Below are 17,648 nucleotides of genomic sequence, written 5' to 3' on the forward strand. Positions count from 1 at the left end.
GGTCAGGCGGTCGGGAGCGTGAGTGTGACGCTGCTCTGGAGCAGTTCGGGAGCGGTCCAGGCGGAGCGGGTCCCGGCGTACGGCGTGCCGAAGGCGGTGGTGCCGAGGAGGAGCCGCTTGCGGGTGCCCTCGGGGGCGGTGACGGGTGCGACGAGGCCGGCGGGGGCCTTGACGGTGACCGCGGTGCCGATGCGGTAGGCGGTCACCTTTCCGGCGGCGAGGGCCTGGTCCCAGGCGGTGCGGCGGGTCAGTTCGGTGCCGACGTCCCGTTGGGCCGGGTTCACCAGCGGGGCGCTCGGGGCGAACAGGCCCCGGTAGTCGGCGAGTACCCGGTCGAGGACGGGGTAGAGGATGCGCTCCTCGGCGAGGTTCGACTGGTGCACGTAGTGCGGCCGGGGGTCGTTGCCCAGGACGTGGGAGAGGGCGGTGCGGGCTTCCTGCGGCACGATGTGGTCGGCGTAGCCGGTGGCCGTGGGGAGCGGGGCGGGCAGGCAGGTGGAGGCCGGGTTGGACTCGCAGATTCCGCTGCCGCCGTCGGCGCGGGAGGTGTAGATCCAGTTGTACTCGTCGGCCATCTCGGCCGCGGTGCCCACGTTGTAGTACACGTTCATGGGGTGGCGGGGCACGGTCTTCGCGGCGCCGGACGCGGTGCCGATCGAACGCTGCTGCGGCTCGCGGGAGTTGTCGCTGCCGGCCCACTTGACGCCGTTGTCGGCGAGGGCGCCGGCGAGGTTCGGGTTGTCGACGGGCTGCTGGGGCAGGGTCCTGAGGCCGGAGTGCTCGCCGGTGACGAGTTCGGAGCGGTCGACGGAGATGCCCTTGCCGACGGCCCAGTTGTGGTTGTTCCGGATCTGGCCGGAGAGCTCGGAGCGGCTGACCCAGAGCGTGGTGCCGGCGGTGTCCTTGGCGCACTGCCAGGGGACGACGCTGTTGTCCTGGACGCAGCCGAGGAAGGGGTGGGTGTACGTGTGGTTGATCCACCGGTACTGAGCGCGGTCCGCGACGAGTTGGGTGGTCAGGGGGTCGGTGCCGCCGTGCTCGGTCTTCCACTGCTCGCCCTGGCCGCCGTTGTAGACCATGTCGAGGGTGAAGCCGGAGGACTTCTGCCAGGCGGCCGCGTACTGGGCGTCGGCGACCGTCATCCGGATGGGGTTGGCGCCCTCACCGTCGTCGCCGACGCAGTCGAAGTCGCCGGGCGTGCAGTTGAGGGTGGTGTCCCAGCGGGCGTCGGGGGCGAAGACGTCGTCGACGTGGACGGAGAGGTAGTTGCGGCTCTGGCCGAGGTGGACGCCGTCGGTGAGCCATTCGACGATGCCGCGGGCGAGGGCGCGGAACTGCCGCTGGTACTGGTTGTAGGCGAAGGTGACGACCAGTTCGCGGCGCCCGTCGGCGGTGTACTCGCCGACGAGGCTGGCCCGGCCGCCGCCGGCCGCTCCGTCGACGGGCACGTCGATGTAGCTGGTGTAGCCGGCGCGGGGGCGGCCCGCGTAGCCGTAGCTCTCGGCGATCGTGGGGTCGTTGTCCTCGAAGGTGAGTGCCCCGGCCAGATACCGGAAGGGGCCGGTCTTCCCGGCGGCGGTGACGCCTGCCGTGGTCCCGTCGAGGACGCCGGACCAGCCTCCCTCGTTGGTGTAGTCGAGGCCGACCCCGGGGTGCGACCAGGTGTAGGCGTCGACCTGCGGGATCCCGAAGGTCCGTTCGTACGTCCGGAGGGCGGTGTGCTCGGCCGAGTCGGGGCCGAAGGCGCTCTCGTGGGGCAGCACGACGCCCTGGTACTTGGCACGGGGACGGCCGTCGAGCGTGTCGCTGAGGAAGGCCGTGTCGAGGACCGGCCGGTTCGGGTCGTTCAGGTCGATCCGGCGGTACGGGACGCCGGCGCCCTTCAGCTCGGCGGTGATCGCCCCGACCGCGCTGCCGCCGTCGTCGACGACGAGGACGGTGAGATCGATCCGGGGCGCGGGGGCCGCGAGGGCCTGCGCGGACGGAACGACGGTGGCGAGCAGCGCGGCGGCGGCGAGGGCCGCGACACGGGCACCGCGGGGTGCGACGCGGGCGGTGCGGCTCGTGCGGGGCGCGGTTCTGGGCGTACGGATTCGGCCGGAGTCCATCAGGTGGTGTCCCCCCTCGGCAGGTCCCCGCGCACCGGGGGCCGGGGCGGCGAACCTGTGGAGATGATGCAGATGGTGCGAAGACGAGCGGGTCGTCCTTGCGTGACTGAGGTGAGTGTGAAGGAGCGCTCCGAGCCTGAACGGTAAACATGAAAGAGACACCACGGATGAGTGAATCAACGCCGCCGTGAGCGAACAGAGTGAGCGAGCGTAGGCTCGTTCTCGGCGCTCTCCGGGCCGAAATACGATGCGGCGGGCACGGTCGGCCCATCCCTCGACCGCCACAGAACTCAATGGAAGCGAGATTTCACCACCGTGACTGCTCTCACTCTCAGCACCGCCGGCGCGGCGACGCTCCGCGCCGACGCCCTCGTCGTCGGCGTCGCCAAGTCCGGGAAGACGCTCGTCGTCGCCCCGGGCGCCGAGGCCGTCGACAAGGCCTTCGACGGCCGGCTCGCCGCCGTCCTGGAGACGCTGGGTGCCTCCGGTGCCGAGGGTGAGGCGACCAAGCTGCCCGCCCCCGCCGGTCTCAAGGCCCCCGTCGTCCTGGCCGTCGGCCTGGGCTCCGCCCCCGAGGACGGCGAGTCCTACGGCGCGGAGACCCTGCGCCGGGCCGCCGGCGTCGCCGCCCGCACCCTGACCGGCGCGAAGAAGGCCGCGTTCGCGCTGCCGATCGCCGCCGCCGAGGACGCCGCCGCCATCGCGGAGGGCGCCCTGCTCGGGGCGTACGCCTTCACGGCGTACCAGGAGAACGGCAAGGACGCGAAGAAGCCGCTGGGCGAGGTCGCCCTGCTCGGCGCCAAGCCGCGCGACAAGGCCTTCAAGGCGGCCGCCGAGCGCGCCCAGGCCGTCGCCGAGGAGATCAACCGCGCCCGCGACCTGATCAACATGCCGCCGAACGACCTGACCCCGGCCGCCTTCGCCGCCGCGGCCCAGGCCGCCGGCAAGGAGCACGGCCTCAAGGTCCAGGTCCTCGACGAGAAGGCGCTCGCCAAGGGCGGCTTCGGCGGCATCCTCGGTGTCGGCGTCGGCTCGGAGAACCCGCCGCGCCTGGTCCGGATCGGCTACACCCACCCGAAGGCGGAGAAGACCCTCGCCCTGGTCGGCAAGGGCATCACCTACGACTCGGGCGGCATCTCCCTGAAGCCGGCCGGCCACAACGAGACGATGAAGTGCGACATGAGCGGCGCCGCCGCCGTGTTCTCCACCGTCGTCGCCGCGGCCCGCCTCGGCCTCGAGGTCAACGTCACCGGCTGGCTCGCCCTCGCCGAGAACATGCCGTCCGGCTCCGCCACCCGCCCGGGTGACGTGCTGCGCATGTACAGCGGCAAGACCGTCGAGGTCCTGAACACCGACGCCGAGGGCCGTCTCGTCCTCGCCGACGCGCTGACCAAGGCCTCCGAGGAGCACCCGGACGCGATCGTCGACGTGGCGACCCTGACCGGCGCGATGGTCCTGGCGCTGGGCAACCGCACCTTCGGCATCATGGCCAACGACGACGACTACCGCTCCGCGATCCACGAGATTGCGGAGGAGGTCGGCGAGGCGTCCTGGCCGATGCCGCTCCCCGCGGACCTGCGCAAGGGCATGGACTCCCCCACCGCCGACATCGCCAACATGGGTGAGCGGATGGGCGGCGGCCTGGTCGCCGGTCTCTTCCTCCAGGAGTTCGTGGGCGAGGGCATCACCTGGGCCCACCTGGACATCGCGGGCCCGGCCTTCCACGAGGGCGCCCCGTACGGCTACACCCCCAAGGGCGGCACCGGCTCCTCGGTCCGCACCCTGGTGAAGCTGGCCGAGAACACCGCGGCCGGCCTGCTCTGACCGGTCGGTGACGGCCCCGGGTCCGTACGGGACCCGGGGCCGTCGCCGTTCGCTCGCGACGAAATCCGTAGCTTCGTACGCTCTGGTCGGCCCCCCGTACGGACGATCGGCCGTCTCAGAGCCCGGCCCCGCGTCCCGCCATCCGTCAACAAGTGCGAAGATGGGTTCTCGGCAGGACAGGGCCCCCACCACAGGGCCGAAAATAAGCGGCCGAACACCAGCCGCCGCCCGGTCACTGAGGACCGGCGACGAGCGCACATGCATGGAGGACGTGACGTGGCGAACGACGCCAGCACCGTTTTCGACCTAGTGATCCTCGGCGGCGGTAGCGGCGGTTACGCCGCGGCGCTGCGCGGAGCGCAGCTGGGCCTGGACGTCGCACTGATCGAGAAGAACAAGCTCGGCGGCACCTGCCTGCACAACGGCTGCATCCCGACGAAGGCCCTGCTCCACGCCGGCGAGGTCGCCGACCAGACCCGCGAGGCAGAGCAGTTCGGTGTCAAGGCCTCCTTCGAGGGCATCGACATCAAGGCCGTGCACAAGTACAAGGACGACGTGATCTCGGGCCTGTACAAGGGTCTGCAGGGTCTCGTCGCCTCCCGCAAGGTGACCTACATCGAGGGCACCGGCCACCTGTCCTCCCCGACCTCCGTCGATGTCGACGGTCGTCGTGTCGAGGGCCGTCACATCCTCCTGGCCACCGGTTCCGTGCCGAAGTCCCTCCCCGGCCTGGAGATCGACGGCAACCGGATCATCACCTCGGACCACGCGCTGACCCTGGACCGGGTCCCGGAGTCCGCGATCATCCTCGGCGGCGGTGTCATCGGCGTCGAGTTCGCCTCCGCGTGGAAGTCCTTCGGCACCGACGTCACGGTGATCGAGGGCATGAAGCACCTCGTTCCCGTCGAGGACGAGAACAGCTCGAAGCTTCTTGAGCGCGCGTTCCGCAAGCGCGGCATCAAGTTCAACCTCGGCACCTTCTTCCAGTCCGCCGAGTACACCGACAACGGCGTCAAGGTCACCCTGGCCGACGGCAAGACCTTCGAGGCCGAGGTGCTTCTGGTCGCCATCGGCCGCGGTCCGGTCTCCGCCGGTCTCGGTTACGAGGAGCAGGGCGTCGCGATGGACCGCGGCTACGTCCTGGTCGACGAGTACATGCGCACCAACGTGCCGACGATCTCGGCCGTGGGCGACCTCGTCCCGACGCTCCAGCTCGCGCACGTCGGCTTCGCCGAGGGCATCCTCGTCGCGGAGCGCCTGGCCGGCCTGAAGGCCGTCCCGATCGACTACGACGGCGTGCCCCGGGTGACGTACTGCCACCCCGAGGTCGCCTCCGTCGGCATCACCGAGGCCAAGGCCAAGGAGATCTACGGCGCGGACAAGGTCGTCGCCCTGAAGTACAACCTCGCGGGCAACGGCAAGAGCAAGATCCTCAAGACCGCGGGCGAGATCAAGCTCGTCCAGGTCAAGGACGGTGCCGTGGTCGGCGTCCACATGGTCGGTGACCGCATGGGCGAGCAGGTCGGCGAAGCGCAGCTGATCTACAACTGGGAGGCGCTGCCGGCCGAGGTCGCGCAGCTCATCCACGCTCACCCGACGCAGAACGAGGCGCTCGGCGAGGCCCACCTGGCCCTGGCCGGCAAGCCCCTGCACTCCCACGACTGACGCTCACGTCATCACAGGGCGCGACGACCACTTCCCGCAATTCGTTAGGAGCAACTGAAACCATGTCGGTTTCCGTAACCCTGCCGGCGCTCGGCGAGAGCGTCACCGAGGGCACCGTCACCCGCTGGCTCAAGGCCGAGGGTGAGCGTGTCGAGGCCGACGAGCCGTTGCTCGAGGTCTCGACCGACAAGGTCGACACCGAGATCCCCGCCCCCGCCTCGGGCATCCTGGCCTCCATCAAGGTCGCCGAGGACGAGACGGTCGAGGTCGGCGCCGAGCTGGCCATCATCGACGACGGCACGGGCGCCCCGGCCGCCGCTCCGGCTCCGGCCGCCGAGCCCGTCGCGGCCCCGGCCGCCCCGGCGCCGGTCGCCGAGGCCCCGGCCGCTCCGGCCCCCGTGGCCGAGACCCCCGCCGCCGCCCCGGCGGGCGGTGCCACCGGCACCGACGTCGTGCTGCCCGCGCTCGGCGAGTCCGTCACCGAGGGCACCGTGACCCGCTGGCTGAAGTCGGTCGGCGAGACCGTCGAGGCCGACGAGCCGCTGCTCGAGGTCTCCACGGACAAGGTCGACACCGAGATCCCGGCCCCGGTCTCCGGTGTCCTCCTGGAGATCGTCGTCGCCGAGGACGAGTCCGCCGAGGTCGGCGCCAAGCTCGCCGTCATCGGTGCCGCGGGTGCGGCTCCGGCCGCCGCCCCGGCCCCGGCTCCGGCCGCTCCCGTCGCCGCTCCGGCCCCGGTCGCCGCCCCGGCTCCGGCCGCTCCGGCTCCGGCCCCCGCGCCGGTCGCCCCGGCTGCCCCGGTCGCCGCTCCGGCTCCGGTCGCCCAGGCCCCGTCGATCGCTCCGGCCGTCGTCACCCCGGTTCCGGCGACCCCCGCGGCCGCTCCCGCCGAGGACGGCGCGTACGTGACCCCGCTGGTCCGCAAGCTCGCCACCGAGAACGGTGTCGACCTGGCGGCCGTCAAGGGCTCGGGCGTCGGTGGCCGCATCCGCAAGCAGGACGTCCTCGCGGCCGCCGAGGCCAAGAAGGCCTCCGCCGCCGCCCCCGCCGCGGCTGCTCCGGCCGCCGCCAAGGCTCCGGCCCTGGAGGTCTCCCCGCTGCGCGGTCAGACCGTCAAGATGACCCGCATGCGCAAGGTCATCGGCGACAACATGATGAAGGCGCTGCACGGCCAGGCCCAGCTGACCTCGGTCGTCGAGGTCGACATCACCAAGCTGATGAAGCTGCGCGGCCGCGCGAAGGACTCCTTCGCCGCCCGTGAGGGCGTCAAGCTGTCCCCGATGCCGTTCTTCGTGAAGGCGGCGGCCCAGGCGCTGAAGGCCCACCCGGTCATCAACGCCCGGATCAACGAGGACGAGGGCACGATCACCTACTTCGACACCGAGAACATCGGTATCGCGGTGGACTCCGAGAAGGGTCTGATGACCCCGGTCATCAAGGGTGCGGGCGACCTCAACATCGCCGGCATCTCGAAGAAGACCGCGGAGCTGGCCGGCGCCGTGCGCGCCAGCAAGATCACCCCGGACGACCTGGCCGGTGCGACCTTCACCATCTCCAACACCGGTTCGCGCGGCGCGCTGTTCGACACGATCATCGTGCCCCCGAACCAGGTCGCCATCCTGGGCATCGGCGCCACCGTGCGCCGTCCGGTCGTCATCAACCACCCGGACCTGGGTGAGACGATCGCGATCCGCGACATGACGTACGTCGCGCTGTCCTACGACCACCGTCTGGTGGACGGCGCCGACGCCGCCCGCTACCTGACCTCGGTCAAGGCGATCCTTGAGGCCGGCGAGTTCGAGAACGACCTCGGTCTGTAGGGCTCCCGCCGAAAGGCAACGTAACGAGCCTCACCTGCGGCGCCCCCGTCCGGAAGTGTTTCCGGACGGGGGCGCCGCCGTATTGTCTTTAGAGTCAACACTCCCCGAGGAGCCGCTTCATGACCGTCCCCGTCGTCCACTCGCTGCGCGAGCAGATCCGCGAGCACATCGTGGAGGGGATCGTCAGCGGCCGCTGGAAGCCGGGCGAGCGGATCGTGGAGCGCCGGATCGCGACCGAGCTGGAGGTCAGCCAGACCCCCGTGCGCGAGGCGCTGCGCGAGCTGGAGTCGCTGCGGCTGATCGAGTCGGCGCCGAACAAGGGCGTCCGGGTCCGCAATCTGACCGCCGCCGACCTGGAGGAGAGCTACCCCGTCCGGGCCGGTCTGGAGCAGATCGCGGCCGAGCTGGCGGCCGGTCGGCTCGCGACGGACTGCTCGGCCCTGGAGCCGCACGTGGCGGCCCTGTACGAGGCGGACGCGACCTCCGACGGGACCGCGCAGGTGCGGCACACGGTGGCCTTCCACCGGGAGCTGGTGAAGGCCGCGGGGAACGCCGTCCTGCTGCACACCTGGGAGACGCTCGGCATCGAGGTCTTCACGGCCCTGTCGATCCGCTGGCTGGGCACGGTCCAGAAGTCGTACGCGGAGGAGCACCAGGAGCTGGTGGAGGCCTTCCGCCGGGGCGACCCGAACATCGGCGCGCTGGTGAAGGCGCACGTGCTGGGCTGCGCGCCGCGCGCCTGAAGCCTCATTCCCCGCTCTCTCCGCTCACTCGTTCCTCAGTTTTCAGTAACGCAACGTAGCGGGTCCACCCCTCTGGGTGGGCCCGCTCATTCGTGCGAGCACCCTCTCAGAAAGTGGCTCCCACCTGCGAAAACTAGGCACCGGGTGCCCAGTTTCGCGGCACCCTGTGCCGACTTTCTCGATACGGAGAGGTTTTCCCCTTCAACCCTTTGATCGATCATCGATCGTCGGTTTACAGTCTTCGGCGGGCCGCTACCCGGCCCTTCGCCCTGTCCTGCCAGACAAGGCACCCCTTCTCCACCCCCATCTGTCCGGAAGGCGGCGATCATGACCGATCCCGTAGGCAAGATTCCGAGTGAGCTCGACCAGCTCCCGGACCGTGACACCGAGGAGACCGCCGAGTGGGCGGCCTCCCTGGACGCCGTCACCAAGGCCGCCGGGCCCCACCGGGCCGCCTACCTGATGCGCCGCACGCTCCAGCACGCCGAGGGCGCGGGCCTGGCCCTGCCCAAGCTGCTGGAGACGGACTACGTCAACACCATCCCGACCTCCGCCGAGCCGACGGGCGCCGCCTTCGACGGCGACGAGGCCATGGAGCGCCGGATCACCGCCTGGAACCGCTGGAACGCGGCCGCGATGGTCACCCGCGGCTCGAAGTACGGCGTCGGCGGTCACATCGCCACGTTCGCGTCGGCCGCCTGGCTGTACGAGACCGGCTTCAACCACTTCTTCAAGGGCAAGGAAGCCGACGGTTCCGGCGACCAGCTCTACATCCAGGGTCACGCCGCCCCCGGCATCTACGCCCGCGCGTTCCTGGACGGCCGCCTGAACGAGGCGCACCTCGACAACTTCCGGCAGGAGTCCGGCGGCAACGGTCTGCCCTCCTACCCGCACCCGCGCCGCCTCCCCTGGCTGTGGGAGTTCCCGACCGTCTCCATGGGTCTGGGCCCGCTCTCCGCGATCTACCAGGCGCGCTTCAACCGCTACCTGACCAACCGCGCCATCAAGGACGTCTCCGCCTCGCACGTGTGGGCGTTCCTCGGTGACGGCGAGATGGACGAGCCCGAGTCGACCGCGGCCCTCGCCCTGGCCGCCCGCGAGGGTCTGGACAACCTGACCTTCGTCATCAACTGCAACCTGCAGCGCCTCGACGGCCCGGTCCGCGCCAACTTCAAGATCGTGCAGGAGCTGGAGGCCCAGTTCCGCGGCGCCGGCTGGAACGTCGTGAAGTCGCTGTGGGGCAACGCCTGGGACGAGCTTTTCGCGCTCGACACCACCGGCGCCCTCGTCCGCCGCCTCCGCGAGGTGCCGGACGCGCAGGTCCAGACGTACCAGACCCGCGACGCCGCCTACATCCGCCAGGACTTCTTCGGCAAGGACCCGGCGCTCGTCGCGATGGCGCAGCTGCTGAGCGACGACAAGATCCTGGAGTGCTTCCACCTCTCCCGCGGTGGCCACGAGCCGCGCAAGGTGTACGCCGCGTACAAGGCCGCCGTGGAGTTCAAGGGCGCGCCGACGGTCATCCTCGCGCAGACCGTCAAGGGCTTCACCCTCGGTGAGGGCTTCGCGTCGAAGAACGCGAACCACCAGATGAAGAAGCTCTCGAACGACGAGTTCAAGAACATGCGTGACCTTCTTGAGCTGCCCATCTCGGACGCGCAGTTCGCCGACGGTCAGGTGCCTTACGGCCACCCCGGCGTCGACTCCCCCGAGGTCCGCTACCTCCAGGAGCGCCGCGCGGCCCTCGGCGGCCCGGCCCCGGCCCGCCGTACCCACGCGATCGCCCCGCTGCCGGCCCCGGCCGAGAAGGCCTTCACCGCCTTCGACAAGGGCTCCGGCACGCAGTCGATGGCGACCACGATGGCGTTCGTCCGTCTGATCAAGGATCTGATCCGCGACAAGGAGACCGGCAAGCGCTGGGTCCCGATCGTCCCGGACGAGGCCCGTACCTTCGGTATGGAGTCGCTGTTCCCGTCGCTCGGCATCTACTCGCCGAAGGGCCAGACGTACGAGCCGGTCGACCGCGACCAGCTGATGTACTACAAGGAGGCCGTCAACGGCCAGATCCTCAACGAGGGGATCACCGAGGCCGGTTCGATGGCCGACTTCATCGCCGCGTCCACCGCGTACTCCACGCACGGCGAAGCGATGATCCCGTTCTACATCTTCTACTCGATGTTCGGCTGGCAGCGCACCGCCGACCAGATGTGGCAGCTCGGCGACCAGCTCGGCCGCGGCTTCCTCGTCGGCGCCACCGCGGGCCGTACGACCCTGACCGGTGAGGGCCTCCAGCACGCCGACGGCCACTCGCCGGTGATCGCGGCCACCAACCCGGCCGCCCTGACGTACGACCCGGCGTTCGCCTACGAGGTCGCGACCATCGTCAAGGAGGGTCTGCGCCGGATGTACGGCGAGGCCGCCGAGGGCGAGGACCAGAACGTCTTCTACTACCTCACCGTCTACAACGAGCCGATGCCGCAGCCGGCCAAGCCGTCCGGCATCGACGAGGGCATCGTCAAGGGCCTCTACCGCTTCAACACGGCGGAGTCGGCCGGTCTCGACCTCCCCGCGAACGCCTCGCGCATCCAGCTCCTCTCCTCCGGTACGGCCATCCACTGGGCCCTGGAGGCGCAGAAGCTGCTCGCCGCCGAGTGGGGTGTGGGCGCCGACGTGTGGTCCGCGACCTCCTGGACGGAGCTGCGGCGCGACGCCCTCGACGCCGACGCGGCGCTGCTGCGCGGCGAGGAGCAGGTGCCGTACATCCGCAAGGCGCTCGAAGGCGTCGAGTCCCCGGTCCTCGCGGTCTCCGACTACATGCGCCAGGTCCCGGACCAGATCGCGCAGTGGGTCGAGCAGGACTGGTCCTCGCTGGGCGCCGACGGCTTCGGCCTCTCGGACACCCGTGACGCGGCCCGCCGCCACTTCGGCGTCGACGCCCAGTCGATCGTCGTCGCGGCCCTCGCGCAGCTCGCCCGCCGCGGCGAGGTCCCGGCCTCGGCCGTGAAGGAGGCGCGCGAGCGCTACGGCCTGTAGTCCGGCCGCCCGATCCGGTCCTGAGGGCCGCGCCCGTACGTCACTTCTCGTACGGACGCGGCCCTTCGGCGTGACCCGTCGGACCGGTCCAGCCTCGTCAGGCCTTGCGGAACCCGGCACGGTCGGGTGGGGGCCCGGCCTCGCCCCGGTCCGCCGAGGCGGGGCCGGAGGCCGTTTCCGACAGGGCGGAGAGCCCGCGGTGAAGTGCTTCGAGCTCGCGGAGGGTGCCCTCGCGCTGCTGTGCCAGGGAGCCGAGCGGCTGGTACTTGCTGTCGGCCAGGAGCTCGCCGATGGAGGAGCGCAGCTCCGCGACGTCCCCGAGCCCGGCCGCCAGCTCGGCACGGGACTCCTCCAGAAGGGCATCCGCCTCCGCACGCGCGTCGGCCACCACCTGCCGGGCCCGGCGCTCCGAGTCCCTCCGCAGCTTCACCGCCTCCAGCCGGAGCTGCTCAGCCCGGTGCTCGATCTCCGCGAGGCGCTCCTCCGCCTTCGCCTGGCGCGTGGCCAGATCCTGCTCCGCCTGCTCGCGCCGCTTCTTCAGGTGGGTCTCGAAATCCGCCGCCGCCTGCGAGGCCTTGGTGCGGGTTTCGTCGAAGAGGGCGTCCGCCGCGTCGCGTCTGGCCCGCGCCTCCCGTTCGGCCTCGGCGAGGATCCGGTCACGCTCGGCGCCCACGTCGGTGGCCATGAGCGCCCCGGGCGCCGTCGAGGGGGCCAGGTCGTGGAGCCGGGCCAGCAGGTCCTTCGCGGAGGCGGGCCGGTGCCCCGGTTCGCGGGCGAGCAGGTCCATGACGAGCGCGCTGAGACCGTCCGGGATTCCGGGCACGTGGTGGTGCGGCGGGCGTTCCGTGCCGTGGAGCTTCTGGTTGATCAGGCCGAGCATGTTGTCGGCCGCGAAGGGCGCGCGGCCGGTGAGGGCGAAGTAGAGCACGCAGCCCAGGGAGTACAGGTCGGTGCGGTGGTCGACGGACCGTTCGCCGAGCGCCTGTTCCGGTGACATGTAGAGGAGCGTGCCGATCGCGACGCCGGTCCCGGTGAGCCCGCCGATCCGGACGGTGTCCCCGAGGAACTTGGCGATGCCGAAGTCGAGGATCCTGAGGTCGCCGTCCTCGTCGAACATCACGTTGTCCGGCTTGAGGTCCCGGTGGACGATCCGCCGGGAGTGGGCCGCGTCGAGGGCGGTGGCGAGCTGCCGGGCCCAGTCGACGGTGACGGTCCAGTGCGGGCGGTCCTCGTGGACGGCCCGGGTGAGCGTACGGCCGGTCAGCCGCTCCATGACCAGGTACAGGGCCCGTTCGCCGTCGATCTCGGTCGCTCCGCAGTCGTACGCGGCGACCGCGTACCGGCCGGGCAGGCTCGCCGCGGAGCGGATCTCGCGGCGGAAACGCAGAAAGGTCTCCTCCTCGCCCATCTCGGGCAGCGCGGTGACGAGTTTGACCGCCACGTCCCGATGCATCCGGCGGTCCAGGGCGCTCCACACCTGGCCCATCCCGCCGCGTCCGAGCCGGGTCTCCAGCTCGTACCGGCCGTCCAGCACCGTCCCCCTCATCGTGCCCTCCCCCATGGCCCCTTCGGACTGCTGTGCCCCGTGAGCCACAGTATCGATGGGAGGGTGGGTTTCATGCGCGCCGCCCGTCTGATCAAGTTGGTCCTTCTCCTCCAGTCCCGTCCTTCGATGACGGCGGCCGAACTCGCCGCCGAGCTGGAGGTGTCGGAGCGCACCATCACCCGCGATGCCCTGGCCCTCTCGGAGGCGGGGGTTCCCGTGTACGCGGACCGGGGCAGGGCCGGCGGGTACCGGCTCGTCGGCGGCTACCGCACGCGTCTCACGGGCCTGGCGCGCGGCGAGGCCGAGGCGCTGTTCCTGTCCGGACTGCCGGGCGCGCTGCGGGACATGGGCCTGGAGGACGCGGCGTCGGCGGCCCGGCTGAAGGTGTCCGCGGCGCTGCTGCCCTCGCTGCGCGACGCCCCGGACTCGGTGGCGCAGCGCTTTCTGCTCGACGCGCCCGGCTGGTACCAGGAGCCGGAGACCCCGGAGTTGCTGCCGCCGATCGCGGAGGCGGTCTGGGACGACCGGCTGCTCTCCGCCCGCTACCGGCGGGGCGACCGTGAGGTGGACCGCGAGCTCGCCCCGTACGGCCTCGTCCTGAAGGCGGGCGTCTGGTACCTGTGCGCGCGGTCCGGTACGGCGTTCCGTACGTACCGGGTGGACCGCTTCACGGCCGTCGCCCTGTCCGGGGAACACTTCGTACGGGACGAGGGGTTCGCCCTGCCGGACTTCTGGGCCGACCGTGCGGCGGAGTTCGCCCGGTCGATCCTGCGCGCCGAGATCGTCGTACGGCTCACGGAGGCGGGGGCCCGCAGACTCCCGTACGTGACGGACCGCGGCGCCGCCGAGGAGGCCCTGGCGGCGGGGGTGACCGAGGACGGCGGGGTACGGGTGGTCCTCCCGGTGGAGAGCGAGGAGGTCGCCTTCTCGCAGCTGCTCACGCTCGGCGCGGAGGCCGAGGTACTGGCACCGGCCTCCTTGCGCGCCCGGTTCGGGGAGGCGGCTCGCGCCATGGCCGCGCTCTACGGGTAGTCGGTCCGTCGGTCTCCGCGTGGTCGGTCTAGCGGTAGTCGTTCACGTCCGGCTTTCCCGTCTCGCCGGCGAGGATGAAGCCCCAGGCGTCCGGCCGCGAGCCGTCCGCGTCGGTGAAGCCGTACTCCCCCGCGAGCTGTCCGCTCGACAGCGACTGTCCGTTCCAGCGGTGCCGGTCGGGGTCGGCGGCGAGAGCGGCGACCGCCCGTCCCACGTACACCGGTGATTCGGCGATCGCGAAGTCCGGGATCTTCCCGACGGCGTCGCGCCAGTTCTCCTCCGTGACGCCGAACCCGGCGAGCATCTGCTCGGACCTGAGCCAGCCGGGGGTGACGGAGACCGCCGTGCCGCCGTACTCCTCCAGTTCCTTGCCGAGGCCGAAGGCCATCCGGATCGGGGCGTTCTTGGCGAGGTCGTAGAAGAGGTTCTCGCGGAAGCGGGTGCCGTTGTACTCGGACGTGCCGTCGGTGACCTCGACGACGAGCCCGCCCCCGTTCCGGATGAGCAGCGGGATGGCCGTGTGCGAGGTGATGGCGTGCGTCCGCACCCCGAGTTCGAGCATCCGGAGGCCGCCGGTGAGGTCGTTCTCCCAGGTCTTCCTGCCGAAGACGAGGAGGTGCTCGCCGCCCCACACGTCGTTGACGAGGACGTCGAGCCGCCCCTGCTCCCGGTCGATCCGGTCGACCAGCGCGCGGACCTGCTCGACGTCCAGATGGTCGGTGGGGACGGCGATGCCCTCGCCGCCGGCCGCCGTCACCAGTTCGGCCGTCTCCTCGATGGTCTCGGTGGCCCGGCCGACCTCGCTGAGCTTCTCCCGCGTGGTCCGCCCGGTGACGTACACCGTGGCTCCGGCCGCGCCGAGCTGGACGGCGATGCCCCGTCCGGCGCCCCGGGTGGCTCCGGCGACCAGGCAGATCCGTCCCCGCAGGCTCTTCGTGTCGTTCGTCTCCGTCGTCATGGGCACCAGACTTACAGGAAAGTACGACACCTTCTGTCTGGATTCATTTCGGGCTTTCCGGGTGCGTCGCCCCTCCCGAGCCACGATGCTGGTCCCGTGATGGACGAGACCGAGTTCTGGGAGATCATCGACGCCAGCCGCGAGGACGCCGAGGGCGACCCCGAGGAACAGGCCGACCTGCTCGTGGAACGGCTGACCCGGCTGGACCCCGACTCCGTGCTCGACTACGCACGCCATTTCGAGGCCCGCTACAACCGCGCGTACCTCTGGGATCTGTGGGGCGCGGCCGCCGTGCTGTTCGACGGGGCCGGTGACGAGACCTTCGACTCGTTCCGCTGCTGGCTCATCGGCCAGGGCCGGGAGGTCTACGAGGGCGCGGTGCACGAACCGGACGCGCTCGCGGAGCTGCTCGGCGACTTCGACGTGGAGATCGACGGGGACGGTGAGGAGATCGGTTTCGCGGCGGACGAGGCGTACGAGCAGCTGACCGGCGCCGAGACCCCCGACCTGGGCATTCCGATGCCGGGCGGGGAGCCGCTGGGTGCGCCGTTCGACCTGGAGGACGACGACGTGCTCGCGTCCCGCTTCCCTCGGCTGTGGGAGCGCTTCGGAGCGGCGTAGCGCGACCACGGATCCTGGGACCCGCCCCCGGGATCCGCGGTCGTCCGTCGGTCCGTCCGGCGCTCTCAGCGAGCTCGGCAACCTGCCGCCGATGGTGGTCCGGAGCGGTCTTGCGCGCGGTCCGTGAGGGCCTCGACGGAGGCGGGGTCGGCGAGGACGGGCTTCGTCAGAAGTGCGTCCCGCCGTCGACGCGGACCTCGGTGCCGGTGATGAACTTTCCGTCCTCGCTGGCCAGCATCGCGACGACGCCGGCGACGGTCTCGGGGCCGGCGAAGCCCTGGCCGAGGGCGGGGGCGAGCTTCGCGAAGAGGGACCAGTCGGCGTCCTCGGGGATGCCGGGGCCGACACTCTGGCGGCTGGCGCCGGTGCCGTCGGTCATGCCGGAGGAGATGGAGCCGGGCTGGACGGCGGTGAAGCGGATGCCCTGCTTGGCGTACTCGGAGGCGAGCGCGTGGGTCATGGACTGGATGCCGCCCTTGCTGGCCGCGTAGGCCGCCATGTAGGGGTGGGCGAACATCGCGGAGGTGGAGGAGAAGTTCACGACGGCTGAGCCGTCGCCCTCCAGGAGGGCGGGGATCGCCTCGCGGATCATCAGGAACGTGCCGGTGAGGTTGATCCGTATGACCTGCTCGAACGAGTCGAGGCTCGTCTCGTGGGTGTGCGAGGAGCGCAGGATGCCGGCCGCGTTGACCAGCACGTCCAGGCCGCCGAGCGCCGCTACGGCGGCGGCGACTCCGGCGCGTACGGAGGCCTCGTCGGCGACGTTCAGGACGACCGTGGTGAGGCGGTCGGCGGCGTCGCCGGCCTTGGCGACGGTGTCCTTGAGGCCGTCCTCGCTGATGTCCGCGGCGACGACCCGGCCGCCCTCGGCGAGCACGCGCAGGACGGTGGCCTGGCCGATGCCGGAGCCGCCGCCGGTGATGAGGGCGCGGCGTCCTACGTAACGGGTCAGCTGGTTCATGGCGGCAACCTCTCGATGTCGGGCTTCCGACCGGGATTTTCCGGGGGAGGCTGCCACCGTACGCCCAAGTGGCACGTTTTGCCATAGTTGCACTCCGTGCACATCATGCACGTCTGACAGACCGCGGGCGTACGCTTCGTACGGTGAGCACCAAGCCCGAGGGCGCCACGCCCCCCACCCGGACGCTGACGGAGCGCCGCAAGGCCGCCACCCAGCTGGACATCGCGCGCGCCGCCGCCGAGCTCTTCACGGAGCACGGCCCCGACGGCACCACGGCCGAGGACATCGCCCTGCGGGCCGGGGTCGCCCTGCGCACCTTCTACCGGTACTTCCGCTCCAAGCAGGACGCCGTGGCCCCGCTCCTCGCGGGCGGCGGCGACCGCTGGCGCGAACTCCTCGCCGCGACGGCGACGACAGCCACAACGGCGACGACAGCCGCGACGGAACCGGGCGCGGGACTTCCCGAGGCCCTCGAACGCTCGATCGCCGCGTCGCTGACCCCCGGGGACGCGGCGGCCGAGGAGGGGCTGCGCTGGACGCGCGGGCTGCTGCGCGCGGCCGCCGAGGACCCGGCGCTGCGGGCCGTCTGGTACCGGGTCAACCAGGAGTCGGAGGAGCGGCTGCGCGAGGTCGTCGCCGGGCTCGCGGGACCGGGTGCGGACCCGCTGGAGGTACGGCTCGCGGCTGCGGCGGCCACGGACGCCATCCGGATCGCCCTGGAGTCCTGGGCGGAGACGGACGCACCGGTACGCGGCGAGGGCGCCCCGGGGGAGCTCGCGGTCCGGTGCCTGCGGGAGCTGATGGGCGGGATGCGGCTGTTGAACCCGGGTTCAGCGGGTGGCGAGTGACCGGCCCATGAGGATGTCGTCCACGTACGCCCCGGCCAGGAAGAGCTCCCCCGGCAGGACGCCCTCGACCGCGAAGCCCTCGGAGGCGTAGAGCGCGCGGGCCGGGGCGTTGTGGCCGAGCACCCGGAGCGTCATCCGCACGGCGCCGTCCGCCCGCGCCTTGTCCATCGCGGCCCGCAGCAGCGTCCGCGCCACGCCGAGCCCCCGCGCGGACTCGGCGACCACGAGGCCCTGGATCTGCCGGACGTGGGCGGTGGCGGCGAGCGGGGTCGGCGGCACCACCCGGATGTAGCCGACGATCACGCCCTCGCGCACGGCGAGGAGGTAGTCCTCAGGCAGATGGGGGTCGTCGAAGAAAGGGCTGTACGGCGGGACCGGGGCGGGCAGCACCGCGTGCAGGGTCGACCAGGCGGCCCGGTCGAGCTCGGCGAGGGCGGCGTCGTCCGCGGGGTCGGCGGGGCGTATCAGCGTCTCCGGCACGATCATGGC

At 71.5% G+C, this 17,648-nt stretch carries 13 protein-coding genes; 8 read left to right on the forward strand and 5 right to left on the reverse strand.

Translation table 11 applies throughout. The features are described 5' to 3' along the window. Window positions 1–2: 2 nt before the first annotated feature. Window positions 3–2,108, reverse strand: a complete 2,106-nt coding sequence (locus OG514_RS04485) for a hypothetical protein (RefSeq protein ID WP_266891048.1) — start codon at window positions 2,106–2,108, stop codon at window positions 3–5. A 315-nt stretch (window positions 2,109–2,423) separates the two neighbouring features. On the opposite strand from OG514_RS04485, the gene OG514_RS04490 reads away from it, so the two are divergent. The 5 genes from OG514_RS04490 (at window position 2,424) to aceE (ending at window position 11,193) form a co-directional block, all read left to right on the forward strand. After that, window positions 2,424–3,932, forward strand: a complete 1,509-nt coding sequence (locus OG514_RS04490; RefSeq protein ID WP_266891050.1) for a leucyl aminopeptidase — start codon at window positions 2,424–2,426, stop codon at window positions 3,930–3,932. Between the two features lie 276 nt (window positions 3,933–4,208). After that, on the forward strand, window positions 4,209–5,597 hold the full coding sequence (gene lpdA / locus OG514_RS04495) for a dihydrolipoyl dehydrogenase (protein WP_056560364.1): 1,389 nt from the start codon (window positions 4,209–4,211) through the stop codon (window positions 5,595–5,597). A gap of 62 nt (window positions 5,598–5,659) precedes the next feature. Beyond that, the gene (gene sucB / locus OG514_RS04500) at window positions 5,660–7,417 is read left to right on the forward strand and encodes a 2-oxoglutarate dehydrogenase, E2 component, dihydrolipoamide succinyltransferase (protein WP_266891054.1); all 1,758 of its coding nucleotides are present in this window, start codon (window positions 5,660–5,662) and stop codon (window positions 7,415–7,417) included. A 119-nt stretch (window positions 7,418–7,536) separates the two neighbouring features. Beyond that, entirely contained in the window at window positions 7,537–8,160 is a 624-nt protein-coding gene (locus OG514_RS04505; RefSeq protein ID WP_266891056.1) for a GntR family transcriptional regulator, read from the forward strand. A gap of 327 nt (window positions 8,161–8,487) precedes the next feature. Beyond that, complete coding sequence (gene aceE, locus OG514_RS04510; protein WP_266891058.1) at window positions 8,488–11,193, forward strand: pyruvate dehydrogenase (acetyl-transferring), homodimeric type; 2,706 nt, start codon at window positions 8,488–8,490, stop codon at window positions 11,191–11,193. Window positions 11,194–11,290: 97 nt separating this feature from the next. Here the strand turns inward: aceE and OG514_RS04515 are convergent, their stop codons facing one another. Then, a complete protein-coding gene (locus tag OG514_RS04515) occupies window positions 11,291–12,739 on the reverse strand; it encodes a protein kinase (RefSeq protein ID WP_266891060.1) in 1,449 nt (482 codons plus the stop codon). Between the two features lie 72 nt (window positions 12,740–12,811). Between OG514_RS04515 and OG514_RS04520 the strand changes: the two genes are divergently transcribed. Next, a complete protein-coding gene (locus OG514_RS04520; protein ID WP_266891062.1) occupies window positions 12,812–13,771 on the forward strand; it encodes a YafY family protein in 960 nt (319 codons plus the stop codon). Window positions 13,772–13,799: 28 nt separating this feature from the next. Here the strand turns inward: OG514_RS04520 and OG514_RS04525 are convergent, their stop codons facing one another. Further along, window positions 13,800–14,729, reverse strand: a complete 930-nt coding sequence (locus OG514_RS04525; RefSeq protein ID WP_266891064.1) for an SDR family oxidoreductase — start codon at window positions 14,727–14,729, stop codon at window positions 13,800–13,802. 99 nt (window positions 14,730–14,828) lie between these two features. Here OG514_RS04525 and OG514_RS04530 point away from each other — a divergent pair, with 99 nt between their 5' ends. Beyond that, window positions 14,829–15,350, forward strand: a complete 522-nt coding sequence (locus OG514_RS04530) for a DUF4240 domain-containing protein (RefSeq protein ID WP_266900743.1) — start codon at window positions 14,829–14,831, stop codon at window positions 15,348–15,350. Window positions 15,351–15,516: 166 nt separating this feature from the next. Here OG514_RS04530 and OG514_RS04535 read toward each other — a convergent pair whose 3' ends face one another. Then, complete coding sequence (locus OG514_RS04535) at window positions 15,517–16,311, reverse strand: SDR family NAD(P)-dependent oxidoreductase (RefSeq protein WP_266891066.1); 795 nt, start codon at window positions 16,309–16,311, stop codon at window positions 15,517–15,519. Between the two features lie 143 nt (window positions 16,312–16,454). On the opposite strand from OG514_RS04535, the gene OG514_RS04540 reads away from it, so the two are divergent. Continuing rightward, window positions 16,455–17,159: a TetR/AcrR family transcriptional regulator gene (locus tag OG514_RS04540; RefSeq protein WP_266891068.1), complete on the forward strand. Its 705-nt coding sequence runs from the start codon at window positions 16,455–16,457 to the stop codon at window positions 17,157–17,159. On the opposite strand, the gene OG514_RS04545 is transcribed toward OG514_RS04540, so the two are convergent. Continuing rightward, a complete protein-coding gene (locus OG514_RS04545) occupies window positions 17,142–17,645 on the reverse strand; it encodes a GNAT family N-acetyltransferase (protein ID WP_266891070.1) in 504 nt (167 codons plus the stop codon). The two genes, OG514_RS04540 and OG514_RS04545, sit on opposite strands and share 18 nt — an antisense overlap. Window positions 17,646–17,648 lie beyond the last annotated feature (3 nt).

Source organism: Streptomyces sp. NBC_00572 (genome assembly GCF_026341815.1).
Taxonomy (GTDB): Bacteria; Actinomycetota; Actinomycetes; order Streptomycetales; family Streptomycetaceae; genus Streptomyces.

What these genes read in the sequence shown, in the direction of transcription:
- sucB (WP_266891054.1), top strand. Translation starts at nt 5,660, where the DNA reads ATGTCGGTTTCCGTAACCCTGCCGGCGCTCGGCGAGAGCGTCACCGAG.
- OG514_RS04485 (WP_266891048.1), bottom strand. Translation starts at nt 2,108, where the DNA reads ATGGACTCCGGCCGAATCCGTACGCCCAGAACCGCGCCCCGCACGAGC.
- OG514_RS04535 (WP_266891066.1), bottom strand. Translation starts at nt 16,311, where the DNA reads ATGAACCAGCTGACCCGTTACGTAGGACGCCGCGCCCTCATCACCGGC.
- OG514_RS04505 (WP_266891056.1), top strand. Translation starts at nt 7,537, where the DNA reads ATGACCGTCCCCGTCGTCCACTCGCTGCGCGAGCAGATCCGCGAGCAC.
- OG514_RS04520 (WP_266891062.1), top strand. Translation starts at nt 12,812, where the DNA reads ATGCGCGCCGCCCGTCTGATCAAGTTGGTCCTTCTCCTCCAGTCCCGT.
- OG514_RS04530 (WP_266900743.1), top strand. Translation starts at nt 14,829, where the DNA reads ATGGACGAGACCGAGTTCTGGGAGATCATCGACGCCAGCCGCGAGGAC.
- OG514_RS04515 (WP_266891060.1), bottom strand. Translation starts at nt 12,739, where the DNA reads ATGAGGGGGACGGTGCTGGACGGCCGGTACGAGCTGGAGACCCGGCTC.
- OG514_RS04545 (WP_266891070.1), bottom strand. Translation starts at nt 17,645, where the DNA reads ATGATCGTGCCGGAGACGCTGATACGCCCCGCCGACCCCGCGGACGAC.
- aceE (WP_266891058.1), top strand. Translation starts at nt 8,488, where the DNA reads ATGACCGATCCCGTAGGCAAGATTCCGAGTGAGCTCGACCAGCTCCCG.
- OG514_RS04525 (WP_266891064.1), bottom strand. Translation starts at nt 14,729, where the DNA reads ATGACGACGGAGACGAACGACACGAAGAGCCTGCGGGGACGGATCTGC.